Annotated in this window: 17 protein-coding genes and 1 other RNA gene; 11 read left to right on the forward strand and 7 right to left on the reverse strand. The window is 44.9% G+C overall.

Features of this window, described 5'->3' with window-relative positions:
* Positions 1-30: 30 nt before the first annotated feature.
* The 3 genes from degS to zapG form a co-directional block, all read right to left on the reverse strand.
* Entirely contained in the window at positions 31-1095 is a 1065-nt protein-coding gene (gene degS / locus R7Z47_RS14385) for an outer membrane-stress sensor serine endopeptidase DegS (RefSeq protein WP_017633606.1), read from the reverse strand.
* Between the two features lie 190 nt (positions 1096-1285).
* Positions 1286-2653 (reverse strand): Do family serine endopeptidase, encoded by a 1368-nt coding sequence (locus R7Z47_RS14390; protein ID WP_025768400.1) that lies wholly within the window; start codon positions 2651-2653, stop codon positions 1286-1288.
* 200 nt (positions 2654-2853) lie between these two features.
* Positions 2854-3297, reverse strand: a complete 444-nt coding sequence (zapG, locus tag R7Z47_RS14395; RefSeq protein WP_005379861.1) for a Z-ring associated protein ZapG — start codon at positions 3295-3297, stop codon at positions 2854-2856.
* A gap of 195 nt (positions 3298-3492) precedes the next feature.
* Between zapG and zapE the strand changes: the two genes are divergently transcribed.
* The 8 genes from zapE (at position 3493) to sspB (ending at position 10203) form a co-directional block, all read left to right on the forward strand.
* Positions 3493-4596 carry a cell division protein ZapE gene (gene zapE, locus R7Z47_RS14400; RefSeq protein ID WP_262606806.1) on the forward strand — a complete coding sequence of 368 codons (1104 nt, stop codon included), beginning with the start codon at positions 3493-3495 and terminating at the stop codon, positions 4594-4596.
* 251 nt (positions 4597-4847) lie between these two features.
* A complete protein-coding gene (gene rplM / locus R7Z47_RS14405) occupies positions 4848-5276 on the forward strand; it encodes a 50S ribosomal protein L13 (RefSeq protein ID WP_005372872.1) in 429 nt (142 codons plus the stop codon).
* Positions 5277-5291: 15 nt separating this feature from the next.
* Positions 5292-5684: a 30S ribosomal protein S9 gene (gene rpsI, locus R7Z47_RS14410; protein WP_005372876.1), complete on the forward strand. Its 393-nt coding sequence runs from the start codon at positions 5292-5294 to the stop codon at positions 5682-5684.
* 694 nt (positions 5685-6378) lie between these two features.
* Entirely contained in the window at positions 6379-6969 is a 591-nt protein-coding gene (gene petA, locus R7Z47_RS14415) for a ubiquinol-cytochrome c reductase iron-sulfur subunit (RefSeq protein WP_005372877.1), read from the forward strand.
* Positions 6969-8234 carry a cytochrome b gene (locus tag R7Z47_RS14420; protein WP_005372880.1) on the forward strand — a complete coding sequence of 422 codons (1266 nt, stop codon included), beginning with the start codon at positions 6969-6971 and terminating at the stop codon, positions 8232-8234. The genes petA and R7Z47_RS14420 overlap by 1 nt, the downstream gene beginning before the upstream one ends.
* Positions 8231-8968, forward strand: coding sequence for a cytochrome c1 (locus tag R7Z47_RS14425; RefSeq protein ID WP_005372881.1), 738 nt, complete (start codon positions 8231-8233; stop codon positions 8966-8968). The genes R7Z47_RS14420 and R7Z47_RS14425 overlap by 4 nt, the downstream gene beginning before the upstream one ends.
* 96 nt (positions 8969-9064) lie before the next feature.
* Entirely contained in the window at positions 9065-9700 is a 636-nt protein-coding gene (gene sspA / locus R7Z47_RS14430) for a stringent starvation protein SspA (RefSeq protein WP_005372897.1), read from the forward strand.
* Positions 9701-9717: 17 nt separating this feature from the next.
* Positions 9718-10203: a ClpXP protease specificity-enhancing factor gene (gene sspB / locus R7Z47_RS14435; protein ID WP_005387408.1), complete on the forward strand. Its 486-nt coding sequence runs from the start codon at positions 9718-9720 to the stop codon at positions 10201-10203.
* A 71-nt stretch (positions 10204-10274) separates the two neighbouring features.
* Here the strand turns inward: sspB and R7Z47_RS14440 are convergent, their stop codons facing one another.
* The 4 genes from R7Z47_RS14440 to R7Z47_RS14455 are packed head-to-tail and all read right to left on the reverse strand — an operon-like array spanning position 10275 to position 13725.
* A complete protein-coding gene (locus R7Z47_RS14440; RefSeq protein ID WP_017633609.1) occupies positions 10275-10943 on the reverse strand; it encodes a BON domain-containing protein in 669 nt (222 codons plus the stop codon).
* A 21-nt stretch (positions 10944-10964) separates the two neighbouring features.
* Entirely contained in the window at positions 10965-11555 is a 591-nt protein-coding gene (locus tag R7Z47_RS14445) for a phosphoheptose isomerase (RefSeq protein ID WP_005372901.1), read from the reverse strand.
* Between the two features lie 3 nt (positions 11556-11558).
* The gene (locus tag R7Z47_RS14450; protein WP_005372903.1) at positions 11559-11927 is read right to left on the reverse strand and encodes a YraN family protein; all 369 of its coding nucleotides are present in this window, start codon (positions 11925-11927) and stop codon (positions 11559-11561) included.
* Complete coding sequence (locus R7Z47_RS14455; RefSeq protein ID WP_262606807.1) at positions 11914-13725, reverse strand: penicillin-binding protein activator; 1812 nt, start codon at positions 13723-13725, stop codon at positions 11914-11916. The genes R7Z47_RS14450 and R7Z47_RS14455 overlap by 14 nt, the downstream gene beginning before the upstream one ends.
* A gap of 68 nt (positions 13726-13793) precedes the next feature.
* On the opposite strand from R7Z47_RS14455, the gene rsmI reads away from it, so the two are divergent.
* The 3 genes from rsmI to rsmH all read left to right on the forward strand — a co-directional run bounded on the left by rsmI (position 13794) and on the right by rsmH (position 16381).
* Positions 13794-14657, forward strand: a complete 864-nt coding sequence (gene rsmI / locus R7Z47_RS14460) for a 16S rRNA (cytidine(1402)-2'-O)-methyltransferase (RefSeq protein WP_005372907.1) — start codon at positions 13794-13796, stop codon at positions 14655-14657.
* Positions 14658-14824: 167 nt separating this feature from the next.
* Positions 14825-15255, forward strand: an RNA gene (gene rnpB / locus R7Z47_RS14465) — RNase P RNA component class A.
* Positions 15256-15430: 175 nt separating this feature from the next.
* Positions 15431-16381 (forward strand): 16S rRNA (cytosine(1402)-N(4))-methyltransferase RsmH, encoded by a 951-nt coding sequence (rsmH, locus tag R7Z47_RS14470; protein WP_005372918.1) that lies wholly within the window; start codon positions 15431-15433, stop codon positions 16379-16381.

The raw sequence follows: 16381 nt of genomic DNA on the forward strand, positions 1-16381 counted from the left end.
ATAAAAATCCCAGCCAATGGCTGGGATTTTTTATGCTTCTTGCTTGTCTTCGGCAATGGTGACTTTCAAGGTCATCTCTTTTCCTTTGCGAATGATACCGACGTCCACGGTGGTGCCAGGACGTAAATCGGTGACGATATCCATAACACTCTGACGCCCTTGCACTTTATTGCCATCAATACTGATAATGATGTCCTGCTTTTGGAAGCCTGCCGCATTGGCTGGACCATTTGGATCAATACCAAGTACGACAATACCACCTATGTGTTCATTTCCAAGTAGGCGAGCAGTGACCGCATTAATGTCTTGGCCGTCGATTCCAATATAACCACGAATCACGCGGCCATCAGCGATGATTTTCTGCATGATCTTACTCGCTAGCGGCGCAGGGATCGCAAAAGAAATACCGTAAGTTTCTAAGTCTGTCGCTTGCTGAAAAGAGGCGGTGTTAATGCCGACGAGCTCGCCTTGTGTGTTCACTAGGGCTCCACCAGAATTACCTTCATTGATGGCGGCATCGGTTTGAATGAATGCTTGACGACCATCGCTAATAGATGAACGACCTGTGGCAGAAATAATGCCGAACGTTGTGGTTTGTCCAAGGTTGTATGGGTTACCGATGGCTAGTACTACATCGCCCACTTGTGGTTTGTAATTAGAGTTTAGAGGGATTACGGGCAAATTCGAACCTTCGACACGCAGCACGGCTATATCAGTACGTTTATCTGTCCCTACGAGCTGAGCCGCTGCGGCTCTGCCGTCTTGTAATGCCACAACAATTTGATCAGCTTGAGCAACCACATGATAGTTAGTAATGATGTAGCCTTTCTCACTAACAATGACACCTGACCCCAGACCTTGAGTCGAGAGTTTACTGCGATCATTCTCAACATACTTACGGCTGTAGATGTTTACCACTGCAGGCGCTGCTCTTCGGACCGCTTGATTAAACGTCAACTCGACTGATGCGATATTAACAGGTTGAGGATCAAGCGCGGCAGGAATTACGTTGTTGCGCAAAGATGGAACCGCCAGTAATACCACTGCGGCAGTAGCCAAGCCTAAAAAGACAGAACGTAATAAAAAGCTGAGCATATCCTCTCCATGCGTGAGCGCCAAAATGGCATCGAAGATGAAGAATAGCATTACATTGAAAAATAACAAAAGGGCAGCACGTCATCGCGCTGCCCTTTTCATTAGTTATTGAGCGATAAGGAAAAGTGATCGAGCCTTATCACTCAGTACTATGCATCGAAAACCTTATTTTCTATCACTTTGAAAGTGGTTAACGAATGACAAGGTAAATAGTACGTTCACCACGTTGAATATTAAGAGCCAGTACACCTTTGTGTTTCTCTACGATTGTACGAAGCTCGGCAAGGTTTTTCACTCGTTGACGGTTCACACCGATAATAATGTCACCTTGTTGTAATTGATATTGAGCAGCCGGAGAGTTATCTGCAACGCTCGATACTTTAACACCTTGGATTACATCACTTGGTGTTGTATTGCTTAATTCCGCACCTTTGAGTCCCTCATGTAATGTCTCCGCTTTAGCTTTCATATTCGTAGATTCGCCAAGCGTTACATCAAAGGTTTTATTCTTACCATCTCGAACCACACCTAATGTGATTTCTTTACCTGCGCCCAGTGTTGCCACTTTTGCGCGGAGCTCTGAGAAAGTATTAATCGCTTTGCCGTTCACCGATACAATTACGTCACCGGCTTTTAACCCTGCTTTATCGGCTGCGCTGTCCGGTACGACTTGACCAATAAAGGCCCCTTTACTTGACTCGTAACCCAATGCATCAGCTAGCTCAGAGGTTACTTCGCCACCTTGCACACCCAACATGCCGCGTTTGACTTCACCAAACTCTAGAATTTGATCAGTGAGGTTTTTCATCATGTTTGATGGAATCGCAAAACCAATACCCACGTTACCGCCGTTAGGGCCTAAAATTGCAGTATTAATACCGATCAGCTCACCATTAAGGTTGACCAATGCACCACCAGAGTTACCGCTGTTAATTGCGGCATCGGTTTGGATGAAGTTTTCGAAGTTTTCAACGTTTAAGCCACTACGACCAAGGGCTGAAACAATACCCGAAGTTACGGTTTGACCGAGCCCAAATGGGTTACCAATCGCAACCGTAAAGTCACCGACACGCAGTTTGTCGGAATCCGCGACTTTAATCTGCGTTAAGTTTTTCGCTTTCTCTAATTTAAGTAACGCAACATCGGCCATTTCATCACCGCCAACGAGCGTAGCGTCATACTCGCGCCCGTCAAAGAGGCGAACTCGAATCTCATCTGCGCCCTTGATCACATGGTAGTTAGTGACAATATGGCCTTTCTTCGCATCAATAATGACACCAGACCCTAAACCTCTGAACGGGCGCTCTCGCCTTTGTTCCATAGGAAAGTCTGGGCCAAAGAAAAATTGAAATTGCTCGGGAATGCGGCTGGTTTGTACTTGTTTACCTTCTACAGCAATACTCACAACAGCTGGGGTCACCTTCTCAAGCATTGGTGCCAAGCTAGGTAACTGTTGGCCATCCACATTCAAAGGTAATGCGGCAGTGGCTTGAACTGGGGCAATAATCGAACCCAAACTCAGAGATAGAACGGTGAGCGCAAGCAGTGGTTTTTTCATCCAATAACTCCTCTTGAAACATGTCTGCCAAAAAGAAATATCCGAACGGTTAGTTCACTTTGTTAATAACTAATATAGGGTCTAGTTCGGACAATCAAAAGGGGAGGCAGTGCACACCCAAGTTAGAGCGAAGGTGAGGTGAAAAAGTTCAAAAAAGGGCCGATACAAATGTATCGGCCCTAGATAGAAGTAAGAGAGGATTATGATGCTTTTGCGGTTACCGCTTCGGGAGCATTAATGATTTCTTTCTCTTGATCCTTCAAAAGACCGGTGGCGCCATTAGCGTAGTCTTTTGGTTGTTCGTTAAACTCTGGTTGATCTTCTGCAATGGTTTCAGACGACATTGCCGTTTTCTTATCAAACGGGTTGTCTTGTTCTGGTAAGTTTGGCAAAAGCTCAGAAGAGGTCTTGGCCATATGTTGGTATAGCTTGGTGTAATCTTTACCTAGGGTGTCCAACATTTCTGCGGTTTGTGCAAAATGATCGACGAGCTCTTGACGTTGTTGCTCTAATTCAAACTTGGCCGCTTCAAGTTCTTTCTGCACAGACTTTTGTTTCTTGTATTCAGGGGTGGTTAGTCTACTAATGACTACGCCTACGATTGTACCGACCAGCAAACCCACAATGGCATAAATCCAAGGCATAACTGCTCCTTATAGTTGTTTTAACAAGTCTTTTACTACTTAGTTACACGCGGTGCTCGTCCATGTTACTATGGCTTGAACAGCCGATAAAGAAAAATAGCAGTATGTCTTCGGGGACTGATAACTACTTCTCTCTATTCTCAAAGTTGACCCCGAGGTAACCCTTTTCTCTATACCTCTATACGACTTAATACGATGACACCACTACAACAATATCAAAAAGACATAGCAGAACACGGGTTTCAGCGTGATGAAGCTCAGTATCAAGCGGTCGTTGCATTAGACAAGCTTTACCATGCTATCGTTGAATTTCAGTCAGCGCCTGTGCCTCAGCTTTCCAAATGGCAAAAGCTAATGGGGAAAAAAATCGACAAGCCTGAACCACCAAAAGGCCTTTACTTTTGGGGTGGGGTAGGTCGCGGTAAAACCTACCTTATGGACGCATTTTTTGATGCTTTACCGACCCAAAGAAAAATGCGCGTCCACTTCCATCGATTTATGTATCGAGTACATGATGAGTTGAAGCTGTTAGGTGATGTCGAAAATCCTCTATCAAAAGTGGCGGATAAATTTAAAGAAGAAGCAGATGTGGTTTGCTTTGATGAATTTTTTGTTTCCGACATTACTGATGCGATGATCCTTGCAACGTTACTTCAAGAAATGTTCAAGCGGCAGATGATCCTAGTCGCGACTTCAAACATCGAGCCGCAGAACTTATATCGTAACGGTTTGCAAAGAGCGCGCTTTTTGCCCGCGATCGATATGATTTTGGCACGTTGTGAAGTGTTGAATGTCGATAGTGGCGTTGATTATCGCTTAAGAACGTTAGAACAGGCTGAAATATACCATTACCCGCTTGATGAGCAGGCTAGCATAAACCTTAACAAATATTATCAGCAGCTGACTGGAGAGCGTCAGTTTGTTGCTCATCAAATCGAAGTTAACCACCGTCAACTAGCGGTGATTGAAGCAAGCGACGGGGTGCTGCATGCGTCGTTTCCTCAGTTGTGTCAAACTGCTCGCAGTCAAAATGACTACATTGAATTGTCTCGTATTTACCACACGGTATTACTGGCAGATGTTCAACAAATGAACCGAAAAATCGATGATGCGGCGAGACGCTTTATCGCGCTGGTCGATGAGTTTTACGAGCGCAATGTTAAGTTGATTATTTCTGCTGAAGTGCCAATGGCCGACTTATATACTGATGGGCAGTTAGAGTTCGAATTTAAGCGCTGTTTGTCTCGGCTTACTGAGATGCAAAGTCATGAGTATCTCGCGCGTGAACATTTGGCCTAGATCCAATGGGTTCTTAAAAAAGTGAAGAAAAAATTAGTGATTTGGCGCAAAAAAAGGTGATTTTTTCTTCGCTCTTCTCTATAATCCTGCGACCCACCGTTACTGCAGACCTGATTATCGAAGTTATTTCGAAATTGAAGGTCGAGAGTACCAACGACTCGAAGGGGTGATGACTGGGCTCTTAGACAGTGTGGGAGCACTATTGGGTGTTCCTTTAAAGTTTAAAATTTAATTAACGGGTTATTGTTAGCATGAAAACTTTCGTTGCTAAACCAGAAACTGTAAAACGCGACTGGTACGTTGTAGACGCTGAAGGTAAAACTCTTGGCCGTCTAGCAAGTGAAATTGCATCTCGCCTACGTGGCAAACATAAAGCTGAATACACTCCTCACGTTGACACTGGTGATTACATCATCGTTATCAACGCTGAGAAAGTTGCTGTAACTGGTAACAAAGCTAAGAACAAAGTGTACTACCGTCACTCTGAATTCCCAGGTGGTCTAAAATCTATCACTTTTGAAAAGTTGATCGATCGTAAACCTGAGATGGCTCTTGAGCTTGCAGTTAAAGGCATGCTTCCACGTGGTCCTCTAGGCCGTGCTATGTACCGTAAGCTAAAAGTTTACGCGGGCGCTGAGCACAACCATGTTGCTCAACAACCACAAGTACTAGACATCTAATTGGGGATTTCGAAAATGGCAGAGAATCAATACTACGGCACTGGCCGTCGCAAAAGCTCAGCTGCACGTGTTTTCATTAAACCAGGCAGCGGTAACATTGTAGTAAACAAGCGTAACCTTGACGAATACTTCGGTCGTCCAACAGCACGTATGGTTGTACAACAACCTCTAGAGCTAGTTGAACTAACTGAAAAGCTAGACCTTTACGTAACAGTTAAAGGCGGCGGTATTTCTGGTCAAGCTGGTGCTATCCGTCACGGTATCACTCGCGCGCTTATGGAATACGATGAGTCTCTACGTCCTGCTCTACGCGCAGCTGGCTACGTTACTCGTGACGCTCGTTGCGTTGAACGTAAGAAAGTTGGTCTACGTAAAGCACGTCGTCGTCCACAGTTCTCTAAGCGTTAATTTCCTCTTATCGGGAATTATGCTTTTCAGAGTTACTCTGGAAACTGTGTACCAAAAGCTCGGCTCTATGCCGGGCTTTTTTGTATTTAAAGACATCATACTTGTCTTCAAGCAACGAACAGTCTTCATTTATCATCACATTCCGAGTAGGCCTTCTTATTCGTCCTCTTCGTCGAAAGGTTGCCAGTGCCGTTTTATATGTGTGCCTTATTTAATCGCGACTCACCACGCTTTCTCTTGCGATGCAGCATAGATGTATTCATCAGCAAGAATGTCTTTGTATCTTATTCTCCCTGTAACATGTTTTAAAATGACTTACGCTCCTTTTTGAGCATTCTGCGTGCTACAAAATTGAAAATATAAACACAGCAAGCTGAACGCGTAATACGAAATATTTCTCTGTGTAATTAACTGAAAACTACCAAGATAAAAGGTTTTATCCGCTTTCAGCGGGGCTTCTATGTGGTGCTTTCTTGTTACAAATCACATCAATTTTTTATAATTCTGCCGCTTTTGTGACGACGCGAGCGATTTGCCTCACAAATGTTACAAAAAGGTAGCTTTATCTTGTCAAAAAGTAGGGTTTTCTTTATCATTTCCCTCCAATAAATAGAACTAAATTCATTATTTGTTAGCCATGCTCTTATAAGCGGAATAATAACGATCCAAAGGGAGCAAATGGGAGAATGTTTGGATGAGCAACGCGCCTTTAAATAACGGTCGCAGGCGTTTTCTAACCGCTACAACGGCAGTTGTTGGTGGGTTAGGGGCAGTCGCCGTCGCCGTGCCTTTTATCAAATCATGGAATCCGAGTGCTAAAGCCAAAGCGGCGGGCGCACCGGTGGAAGTGGATATAAGTAAAATTGAACCAGGTCAGCTGGTTCGTGTTGAGTGGCAGGGAAAACCTGTATGGATTGTTCGCCGCACTCAAAGCGTTCTGGATAACTTAAAATCGATCGGTGATAAGCTTCGCGATCCACAATCTGAAATGGAGCAGCAGCCTGAGTACGCTCAGAATGAGTTTCGTTCGATTAAGGAAGAGTTTTTCGTCGCAGTTGGTTTCTGTACCCACTTAGGTTGTTCACCAACCTATCTACCTGACTCTTTCTCAGAGCAGGTGCAGGGCGTAAGATCTGGCTTCTTCTGTCCTTGTCATGGTTCTAAGTTCGACATGGCTGGTCGAGTGTTCCAAGGAGTACCTGCTCCGTTGAACCTTGTCGTTCCTAAGCACATGTATTTGAGCGATACCAAGCTCATTGTGGGTGTTGATGAGGGAGATGCATAATGCAAGCAATGTTAGATTGGGTTGAAAAGCGTATTCCTGCAATGAATGCTTATAAAAAGCATTTGTCTGAATACCCAATGCCTAAGAACTTCAACTTTTGGTACCTTTTCGGTTCTCTGGCGATGCTGGTTCTTGTTAACCAAATCCTAACGGGTATTTGGCTAACGATGAACTATGTTCCTTCAGGCGACGGTGCATTTGCGTCCATCGAATACATTATGCGTGATGTAGAGTACGGTTGGCTTCTGCGTTACATGCATTCCACTGGCGCGTCAGCGTTTTTCGTTGTTGTGTATCTTCACATGTTCCGTGGTTTGATCTACGGTTCATACCAAAAACCTCGTGAACTGTTGTGGATCTTCGGTATGTTGATCTTCTTAGTTCTCATGGCTGAAGCGTTCATGGGTTACCTACTTCCATGGGGTCAGATGTCATACTGGGGTGCGCAGGTAATCATTTCCCTGTTTGGTGCTATTCCTGTTATTGGTGATGACCTAACGCTTTGGATTCGTGGTGACTACATCATCTCTGGTGCAACGCTAAACCGTTTCTTTGCACTACACGTTATTGCACTGCCTATCGTTTTGCTTCTTCTTGTTGTTCTGCACGTATTGGCGCTGCACGAAGTAGGCTCAAACAACCCGGATGGTATCGAAACTAAGCTGCCAAAGGGCTCAATGGGCGACGATTACAAAACGCAATTCAAGTTCCACGATTACTACACGAAGAAATATGACATCATTGATTCGATTCCTTTCCATCCGTACGGCACGGTTAAGGACTTGGTCGGTGTTGCTGGTTTCTTGTTCTTCTTCTGTTACGTGCTGTTCTTTAACCCAGAAATGGGTGGGTACTTCCTTGAGCCGCCTAACTTTGAAGCTGCAAACCCACTGAAGACACCAGAGCATATTGCTCCGGTATGGTACTTCACGCCGTTCTACGCAATCTTACGTGCGGTTCCAGACAAACTATTAGGTGTTATCCTAATGGGCGCGTCAATTGCAGTGCTGTTTGTTCTACCTTGGTTGGATCGTTGTAAAGTTCGTTCATACCGTTACCGTAGCAAACTTCATCTATTGAATATTGTACAGTTCACCATCGCCTTTATCGCTCTGGGTATTTTAGGTGCGTTACCTGCGACACCAACGTACACACTACTATCTCAGATCTTTAGCTTGTGTTACTTCATGTTCTTTGTGTTGCTGTTCTTCTACAGCAAAAATGAAGCAACCAAACCATTACCAGAGAGGGTGACATTCAAATGAAGAAGTGGATTGTAATTCTATTTGCTATGTTGCCATCACTAGCGATGGCAGCTGGGGCCAATGTTCCGCTGGATAAAGCGAATGTTGACCTTACGGATAAAGCTTCGCTACAAAACGGCGCGAAGTTATTCATGAACTACTGTTTTGCTTGTCACTCTACGCAATACCAGCGTTACGAGCGTGTAGCAACAGACTTGGAAATTCCAACAGACTTAATGAAAGAAAACCTGATTTTCAATCCTGAAGCGAAAATCGGTGATCTAATGGTCAATGCTATGCCACCGAAGCAAGCGGCAAACTGGTTTGGTGCTCCACCACCAGATCTTACGTTGGTTGCACGAGTTCGTGGTGCTGATTGGTTATACACTTACTTACGCTCTTTCTATGTTGATCCATCTCGTCCATTCGGCGTGAACAACATCGTCTTCCCGAGTGTTGGTATGCCGCATGTGCTTGAAGAGCTACAGGGCATCCCAACGCCTATTTACGATACGAAAATCGTAGATGGCGAAGAAGTACAAGTTGTTGTTGGTACTGAAACCGATGGCACGGGTGAGCTGAGTGAAGGCGAATATGACAAAGCGGTTGGCGATCTCGTTAACTTCTTAGTTTATTCAGGTGACCCAGTGCAGCTTGAGCGTCACGCTCTAGGCTGGTGGGTAATGGGCTTCTTAGTGCTTCTAACCATCGTTGTCGTGATGCTCAAGAAAGAGTATTGGCGCGATGTGCATTAATTGTGCTAAAATACCGTGCTAATTCCCAATTTTAATTGATGTACAATGGAGGCTTAGCCTCCATTGTTTTTATTTGTAAGTGTACTGGAGGGCTCCATGGCTGTAGCTGCCAATAAACGTTCTGTGATGACTCTTTTCTCAAGTGCATCAGATTTGTATAGCCATCAGGTTCGCATTGTACTAGCTGAAAAAGGTGTAAGTGTTGAAGTTGAGCTTGTTGACGAAGCAAACCTTCCTGCTGAGCTTGTTGAGCTAAACCCATATAAATCAGTGCCAACTCTTGTTGACCGTGAGCTAGCTCTTTACGATTCAAAAATCATCATGGAGTACTTGGACGAGCGTTTCCCTCATCCACCTCTAATGCCGGTTTACCCTGTTGCTCGTGGCAACAGCCGCTTGATGATGTACCGTATCGAACGCAACTGGTATTCACTCGCTGAAAAAGTGATGAAAGGTAATGCGGAAGAATCAGAAAAAGCACGCACAAAGCTGCGTAATGATCTTCTGACGTTAGCGCCAATTTTTGCTGAATATGAGTACTTCATGAGCGAAGAATTCAGCTTGATCGATTGTTACCTAGCTCCACTATTGTGGCGTTTGCCTCAACTTGGTATCGATCTTGTTGGCCCTGGTTCAAAAGAAATCAAGGTATACATGAATCGCGTATTTGAACGTGATTCGTTCCTTGCTTCTTTGACTGAAGCTGAACGTGAAATGCGCCTAGTTCGCTAAGCGATTTAAAACACGTTATGGATATTGCAAAAATGACTGCTCGCCGCCCGTATATGCTTCGCGCATTTTACGACTGGTTAGTAGACAATGACTTGACTCCTCACTTGGTTGTGGATGCAACAATGCCAGGGGTGCGTGTCCCGGTTGAATTTATTCAAGATGGTCAAATTATTTTGAATATTGCGCCACGTGCAGTGGGTAATCTTGAGTTAGGTAATGATGCGATTACCTTCCATGCTCGCTTTAGCGGTCGTCCGCACTCAGTGATCGTGCCTGTGTATGCTGTTCAAGCTATTTATGCACGTGAGAATGGTGCTGGTACTATGTTTGAACCAGAAGAAGCGTACACTCACATCGAAGAAGAAGCGATGACCGAGGAAGAATCATCCCCATCGTTCACAACGGTTAGCGATGAGCCTTCTGAGTTAGTTTCTGATTCAGATGCCGAAGAGGACGATGCTCCTCGACCAAAAGGCAAACCAAGCTTAAGAGTGATTAAATAATAAAAAAGCAGCGTAACGCTGCTTTTTTCTTTTTAACTTGTTGAAGATGATTTCAAGCCAGACTTTGGAAATTACTCACTAATCGTAAAGACTTCGACGTTCTCTTCACTTTCTGTACTTGCCTCACTTTCTATTGTTTGTACACCGTCACTCGGTAAGTCTACTTCAACAGGCTCCATTTCGCCGTATTGGAACCCTTTAATGACTTGTTTTACGCCTGAGATATTACGCGCGATTTCTGTCGCTCGATCGCCTTGCTCTGGCGTGACATAACCAAACAGAAAAACGTCGCCATCTTCGGTGATCACTTTAACCTTAACACCATTAAGCTCAGAATCAGTAAGCAAAGCTGACTTTACTTTGGTTGTGATCCAGCTGTCATTGCTAATCTGGGTAACAGTGAGTGGCTCTTTTTGTTTGATTTGATTGTGTATGACTTTTACACCACTAACTTCTCGAGCCCTTCGCTCTAAAGCAAGGATAAGGTCTTGTGTCGGAGCTTGTCCCATAAGGACTACAGTCCCATTATATGAACTGGCAACGACACGAACTTCACCTTTAAACGGTGCTTTATTGCCGATCGCCGCAACTTCGAATTCGATGTTATTGTCCTGCCAGATTTGTTTTGTCGTGCGTGTGTCCGTGACAATATTCGCTGTGGTTGCTGCACCTGCGATAAACAAACCTGCGCAACCACTTAAACTCAATGCTGTTAATAAGATAACGAGGCTACGTATCATAATTCTGACTCTCAGTCTTGGTTACTCTTCGTGAGCAGGGAAAAGCACCTGGTCAATAAGATCACAAAGACAATGGAGTGTTACCATATGTACTTCGTGAATACGTGCAGTGCGGTGTGATGGAATACGAATTTCGACGTCGTTCTCACCGAGCAGTCCTGCCATCTCTCCGCCATCTTTTCCTGTGAGCGCGATAATCGTCATATCTCGAGTTACGGCTGCTTCCATCGCTTTGATAATATTTTTACTGTTACCGCTAGTCGACATGGCAAGCAAAATGTCGCCTGGTTGACCAAACGCTCGTACCTGTTTTGAGAAGATTTCCTGGTAGTGGTAATCGTTGGCCACTGCGGTTAGGGTAGTATTATCGGCGGTTAAGGCCATTGCTGGTAGGCTAGGGCGCTCAGTTTCAAAACGGTTTAAAAGACAAGAAACAAATTGTTGAGCGTTTGAAGCACTGCCGCCATTACCACAACATAAAATTTTATTGCCATTAAGCAGGCTCGACACCATCGCTTGAGCTGCATGAGTAATGGCATCAGGCAGCGCCTCTGCTGCTGCGATTTGAATTTGAATACTTTCTGTAAAGCTGTCTTTAATGCTGTCTAGCATCGCTTATCCTTCAGAGATTGCGTTTTCTATCCAGTTGATATCTCGCCCATTATCATGAATGGCGATGACATCAAATCGATAATCGATATTGTGTTTTAAGCGCTTTTGTTGGCTAAGCCAAACTTGTGCTGTTTTGACTAGCTTGCGCATTTTAGCGTGCGTCACCATTTCTGCTGCCGAGCCAAAGTGATTGTTCTTACGGTATTTGACTTCAACAAACACAATAGTTTCACCTTGTTGGAAGATTAAATCAATCTCACCGACCTTAGTCAGAAAATTTTGTTCAATAAAGTTTAAGCCCTGGCGTTGTAAATATTGCTTCGCCAGAGCTTCATATTGATTTCCGATTTGGCGCTTGCTAAAGAGCCCCACGCTCAGCCCAGCTTAGCTCACGCTGTACAACACAATTATTGTCGATACTTAAAATACCGGTTTGGCCGCCAACTGAGTAGCCCGGAACGACCTTCATTTGTGGCAGCTCCCCAATCAATTTATACGCATCCATACCCAGTGCTTTCAAACGTTTTTCCATGTTAGATTGCTCTGACCACAGCTCGTTCATTTCAGCGGTCACGCTAGGGTCTGGGTCAATCAGTAATGGAATATCGCTGTAGATGATGCCTGTTAGATCTTCGTAAGTCGCGCCGCCACTGTTGCTACGCGAGCTAGAGAAAATTTGTGGGGCTTTGGCGTCTGGGTTAATCGCTACCTCAATAAACGGCTTGATCAAAGTCAGTTCCGTGCTTCTAGCAACAATATAAACCGCATCGACATCACGACGGCTACGTGGCTGTGTTTCAAGCTTGATACGCATTAGTGATTGCATCTGAGCAATACGTTGTTTGCTTTCTTGCAGACCAAATACTTCATTGATGTCTTTTTGAAGTTGGCGCTTGTCGCCAAAATAACTTGCTGCGACTTTATTAGAGCTGTACTTGCGCCACTCTTTGTTGAACGCTTCAGTTACACGTTCACCAAAGCTGCCCTTTGGTGCCAGAATCAGAGGGAAGTTATAGCCTTCGCTGAACAAGTGTTTCGCTGCTTGTGCGGCTTCTTGTTCCGGTGATAATGCCAAGTAGCAAATATTGCTATCTGGTTGGACATCTTCGGGAATATTTAGCGCAAGGGCTGGAATCGTAGGACCATTTTCTGAGCCATCCATGGTTGTGTGCAATAGCTCAACGTTCTCTTTTTCTAGGGGACCAACAACAAAGTCGATGTTTTCATTGATCAAACGTTGTTTAATTTGGTCGGCGTTATACGCATTAGTGTCGATTACCGTGAGGGTAGCGCTTGGATCACGGTTACGATCATTCATCATCGCAAACACAAAACCATCACGAATTAATTGCGCTTGTGGCGAGAACTTACCAGTAAGCGGCAGTAACAAAGCGGTGTTGTTTGGTTTAACAATGTCTAGAGAGAGAATGTTTTGAATCTCTTCTGGTGTGTAGATAGCGGCTGGGTGCGATGGGTTCTCGTTTAACCAGCGTTCTAGGGTATTTTTTAGTTGGGATAAGTTGCCCGACAGCGTTTTCGCATAAATAGCGAGTTGTAGCCAACCATCCAAAACATCTTCATTTGGCTCTGTTTCTAATGAGGTCAGTTCGTACTCGGAGTAGCTGCCAAAGTTCATCCAAATACGGCTAGAAATCTCTCTCTGCTCCGCGGACGATGCATATTGGCCAAATGCAACCAGTTGGCGGTTTGCCTCAAACGATTGGTTAAGACCTTGATAAGCGTCGGCACGCATCAAGTAATAGTCTTTCCATTGCTCATTTGGCAACTTCCACCAAGGTTTAAAATTCAACAATTGCAGCAACTGAGAGTAATTACCCTGTTTTTGCTGTATGGTCGCACGCGCTAGTTGCCACTCTGCTTGCTGAACTTCGGTTAACTGTTGACGAGCCAGGCGCTTGATCAACATTTCTGCTTGATCAAACTGGTTTGCTTGAATCGCGGCTTTGGTTGCCATGATCAACCAGTCATTTTGTAAACTGCCTTCCGTGCTATCAGCTTGGATCATATAGTTCTGAACAGACTGAGTAGGCTCAAGTGTTACATCAACGCCATCAGGCTGTCTTGGACCTGAAGAACAGGCGGCGAGCGTAATTGCTAGTGCAACAGGAGTAAGTATGCGTGGTACACTGAGTCTCTTATGGTTAATCATTGCCGTGAGTTCTCTATAATTTTGTACAAAATTGTCTCTATATTAATCGTTGAAGTGATGGTAAACAAATGACAGATAAAAATAAGTTGCCGAATGAGGGGCCAACTCTCTATATCGTACCGACTCCAATCGGAAATTTAGCGGATATCACCCAACGTGCTATCGAAATTCTGTCGACTGTGGACATCATTGCCGCTGAGGATACTCGACATACGGGCAAATTACTGTCTCACTTCAATATTCAAACCAAAACTTTTGCTCTACATGACCACAATGAGCAGCAAAAAGCACAAGTTTTGGTAGAAAAGCTGCTTTCCGGTCAGTCTATCGCATTAGTTTCTGACGCTGGTACGCCACTTATCAGCGACCCAGGATACCATTTGGTGACAAAATGTCGTCAAGCGGGCGTTAGAGTTGTGCCTCTTCCAGGTGCTTGTGCGGTCATTACGGCGTTAAGTGCCTCTGGCTTGCCATCGGATCGCTTTAGCTTCGAAGGTTTTTTACCACCGAAAAGCAAAGGTCGTAAGGATAAATTCCTAGAGATTGCTTCGGTAGAGCGTACGTGTATTTTTTACGAGTCACCGCACCGTATTTTAGACTCTCTACAAGACATGTTAGACGTTCTTGGCCCAGATAGAGAAGTTGTGTTGGCAAGAGAGCTAACAAAAACCTTTGAAACCATTCAAGGCATGCCGTTAGGTGAGCTGATTGAATGGGTGAAAAGTGACGATAACCAACAGCGTGGTGAAATGGTATTGTTGGTACATGGCCATCGTGAAACAACAGACGACTCACTACCTGAAGATGCTTTACGCACGTTAGGCATTTTGACCAAAGAGCTGCCTTTGAAAAAAGCAGCTGCTTTGGTGGCAGAAATACATAACTTGAAGAAGAATGCGTTATATAAATGGGGCTTAGAAAACTTAGACTAAGTGCCGCTAGCGAGATAAATGGTCAATGAGGGCTGATGTTTAGGCATCGGCCTTTTTACTATCTATTTTTGGCACGTTGACTAAAAAGTCATCACTTAGTGCATTCATTTCATCATATCTGTGATCTAACTAGACTCTGAAGTGAGAACTCTATACAATCCGCCCTCGGAGCTGACTGGGTAGTCGCTGCTTTGTTGATGTCCTTCGGGAGACTGACGTCGAAGTCCCTTTGGGAGACTGACGTTGACGTCCTTCGGGAGACTGACAAAGGGGAGGAAAGTCCGGGCTTCATAGAGCAAGGTGCCAGGTAACGCCTGGGGGGCGCAAGCCTACGACAAGTGCAGCAGAGAGAAGACCGCCGATGGCCCGTAAGGGTACAGGTAAGGGTGAAAGGGTGCGGTAAGAGCGCACCGGACGACTAGCAATAGTTCGTAGCAGGGTAAACTCCACCTGAAGCAAGACCAAATAGGCCTCCACATTGCGTTGCTCGCGTAAGGAGGCGGGTAGGTTGCTCGAGCCAGTGAGTGATTGCTGGCCTAGACGAATGGCTACCGCCGCGCAAGCGGAACAGAACCCGGCTTATGTGTCGGCTCCACCTATTCGAGACCCATCTCTACTTCGGTAGTGATGGGTTTTTTGCATTTAATTGACGCAAACTATGTCATTACCAATAAACTTGGCGTAAATCACGTCTAACTTTAGACTTGTGGTGGCGATGATGTAGGAAATCAGTACACTAAAGAATCGCTTCAAGATCATTCAACGAGAAAGCTATGACCGAAACCTTCCAACATATTTCCGTGTTATTAAATGAATCCATTGATGGCTTAGCTATCAAACCAGACGGCGTCTATATTGATGGAACATTTGGCCGTGGCGGTCACAGCCGGACAATTCTATCTAAACTCGGTGAAAATGGCCGACTGTACAGTATCGACCGTGACCCTCAAGCGATCGCTGAGGCAGGCAAAATCAATGACCCTCGCTTCACCATTATTCATGGTCCATTTTCTGGTATTGCTGAGTATGCTGAAGAGTATGGGCTAGTTGGAAAAGTGGATGGTGTTCTGCTGGATTTAGGCGTTTCTTCTCCTCAGTTAGACGACGCAGAGCGTGGCTTTAGCTTTATGAAAGACGGTCCGCTAGATATGCGTATGGACCCGACATCAGGTGTTCCAGTATCTCAATGGTTGATGGAAGCAGACCTCGATGATATCACTTGGGTCATTCGCGAGTTTGGGGAAGATAAACATGCGCGCCGTATTGCAAAAGCGATTGTTGCCTACCGTGAAGACGAAGAAAATGAGCCAATGGTTCGCACTGGTCAGCTGGCAAAATTGATTTCAGATGCCGCACCGAAAAGTTTTAAAGAGAAAAAACACCCTGCGACTCGTGCTTTCCAGGCTTTTCGTATTTACATCAACAGTGAGTTAGAAGAAATTGATACGGCACTTAAAGGCGCGGCGAGCATTCTGGCTCCTGAAGGCCGTTTATCTGTGATTAGCTTTCACTCTCTGGAAGACCGTATGGTCAAACGTTTTATCCGTAAAGAGAGCAAAGGGCCTGAAGTGCCACACGGTATTCCAATGACGGAAGAGCAAATTCGTGCTCTTGGTAGTGCGAATATGAAAGCGGTGAGCAAAGCGATTAAGCCAAGCAAACAAGAAATTGAAATGAACCCTCGCTCGCGCAGCTCTGTGTTAAGAATTGCGGAAAAGCTTTAA

This window comes from Vibrio sp. 1641 (assembly GCF_033339995.1).
Classification (GTDB): domain Bacteria; phylum Pseudomonadota; class Gammaproteobacteria; order Enterobacterales; family Vibrionaceae; genus Vibrio; species Vibrio alginolyticus.

What these genes read in the sequence shown, in the direction of transcription:
- degS (WP_017633606.1), bottom strand. Translation starts at nt 1,095, where the DNA reads ATGCTCAGCTTTTTATTACGTTCTGTCTTTTTAGGCTTGGCTACTGCC.
- R7Z47_RS14390 (WP_025768400.1), bottom strand. Translation starts at nt 2,653, where the DNA reads ATGAAAAAACCACTGCTTGCGCTCACCGTTCTATCTCTGAGTTTGGGT.
- zapG (WP_005379861.1), bottom strand. Translation starts at nt 3,297, where the DNA reads ATGCCTTGGATTTATGCCATTGTGGGTTTGCTGGTCGGTACAATCGTA.
- zapE (WP_262606806.1), top strand. Translation starts at nt 3,493, where the DNA reads ATGACACCACTACAACAATATCAAAAAGACATAGCAGAACACGGGTTT.
- rplM (WP_005372872.1), top strand. Translation starts at nt 4,848, where the DNA reads ATGAAAACTTTCGTTGCTAAACCAGAAACTGTAAAACGCGACTGGTAC.
- rpsI (WP_005372876.1), top strand. Translation starts at nt 5,292, where the DNA reads ATGGCAGAGAATCAATACTACGGCACTGGCCGTCGCAAAAGCTCAGCT.
- petA (WP_005372877.1), top strand. Translation starts at nt 6,379, where the DNA reads ATGAGCAACGCGCCTTTAAATAACGGTCGCAGGCGTTTTCTAACCGCT.
- R7Z47_RS14420 (WP_005372880.1), top strand. Translation starts at nt 6,969, where the DNA reads ATGCAAGCAATGTTAGATTGGGTTGAAAAGCGTATTCCTGCAATGAAT.
- R7Z47_RS14425 (WP_005372881.1), top strand. Translation starts at nt 8,231, where the DNA reads ATGAAGAAGTGGATTGTAATTCTATTTGCTATGTTGCCATCACTAGCG.
- sspA (WP_005372897.1), top strand. Translation starts at nt 9,065, where the DNA reads ATGGCTGTAGCTGCCAATAAACGTTCTGTGATGACTCTTTTCTCAAGT.
- sspB (WP_005387408.1), top strand. Translation starts at nt 9,718, where the DNA reads ATGGATATTGCAAAAATGACTGCTCGCCGCCCGTATATGCTTCGCGCA.
- R7Z47_RS14440 (WP_017633609.1), bottom strand. Translation starts at nt 10,943, where the DNA reads ATGATACGTAGCCTCGTTATCTTATTAACAGCATTGAGTTTAAGTGGT.
- R7Z47_RS14445 (WP_005372901.1), bottom strand. Translation starts at nt 11,555, where the DNA reads ATGCTAGACAGCATTAAAGACAGCTTTACAGAAAGTATTCAAATTCAA.
- R7Z47_RS14455 (WP_262606807.1), bottom strand. Translation starts at nt 13,725, where the DNA reads ATGATTAACCATAAGAGACTCAGTGTACCACGCATACTTACTCCTGTT.
- rsmI (WP_005372907.1), top strand. Translation starts at nt 13,794, where the DNA reads ATGACAGATAAAAATAAGTTGCCGAATGAGGGGCCAACTCTCTATATC.
- rsmH (WP_005372918.1), top strand. Translation starts at nt 15,431, where the DNA reads ATGACCGAAACCTTCCAACATATTTCCGTGTTATTAAATGAATCCATT.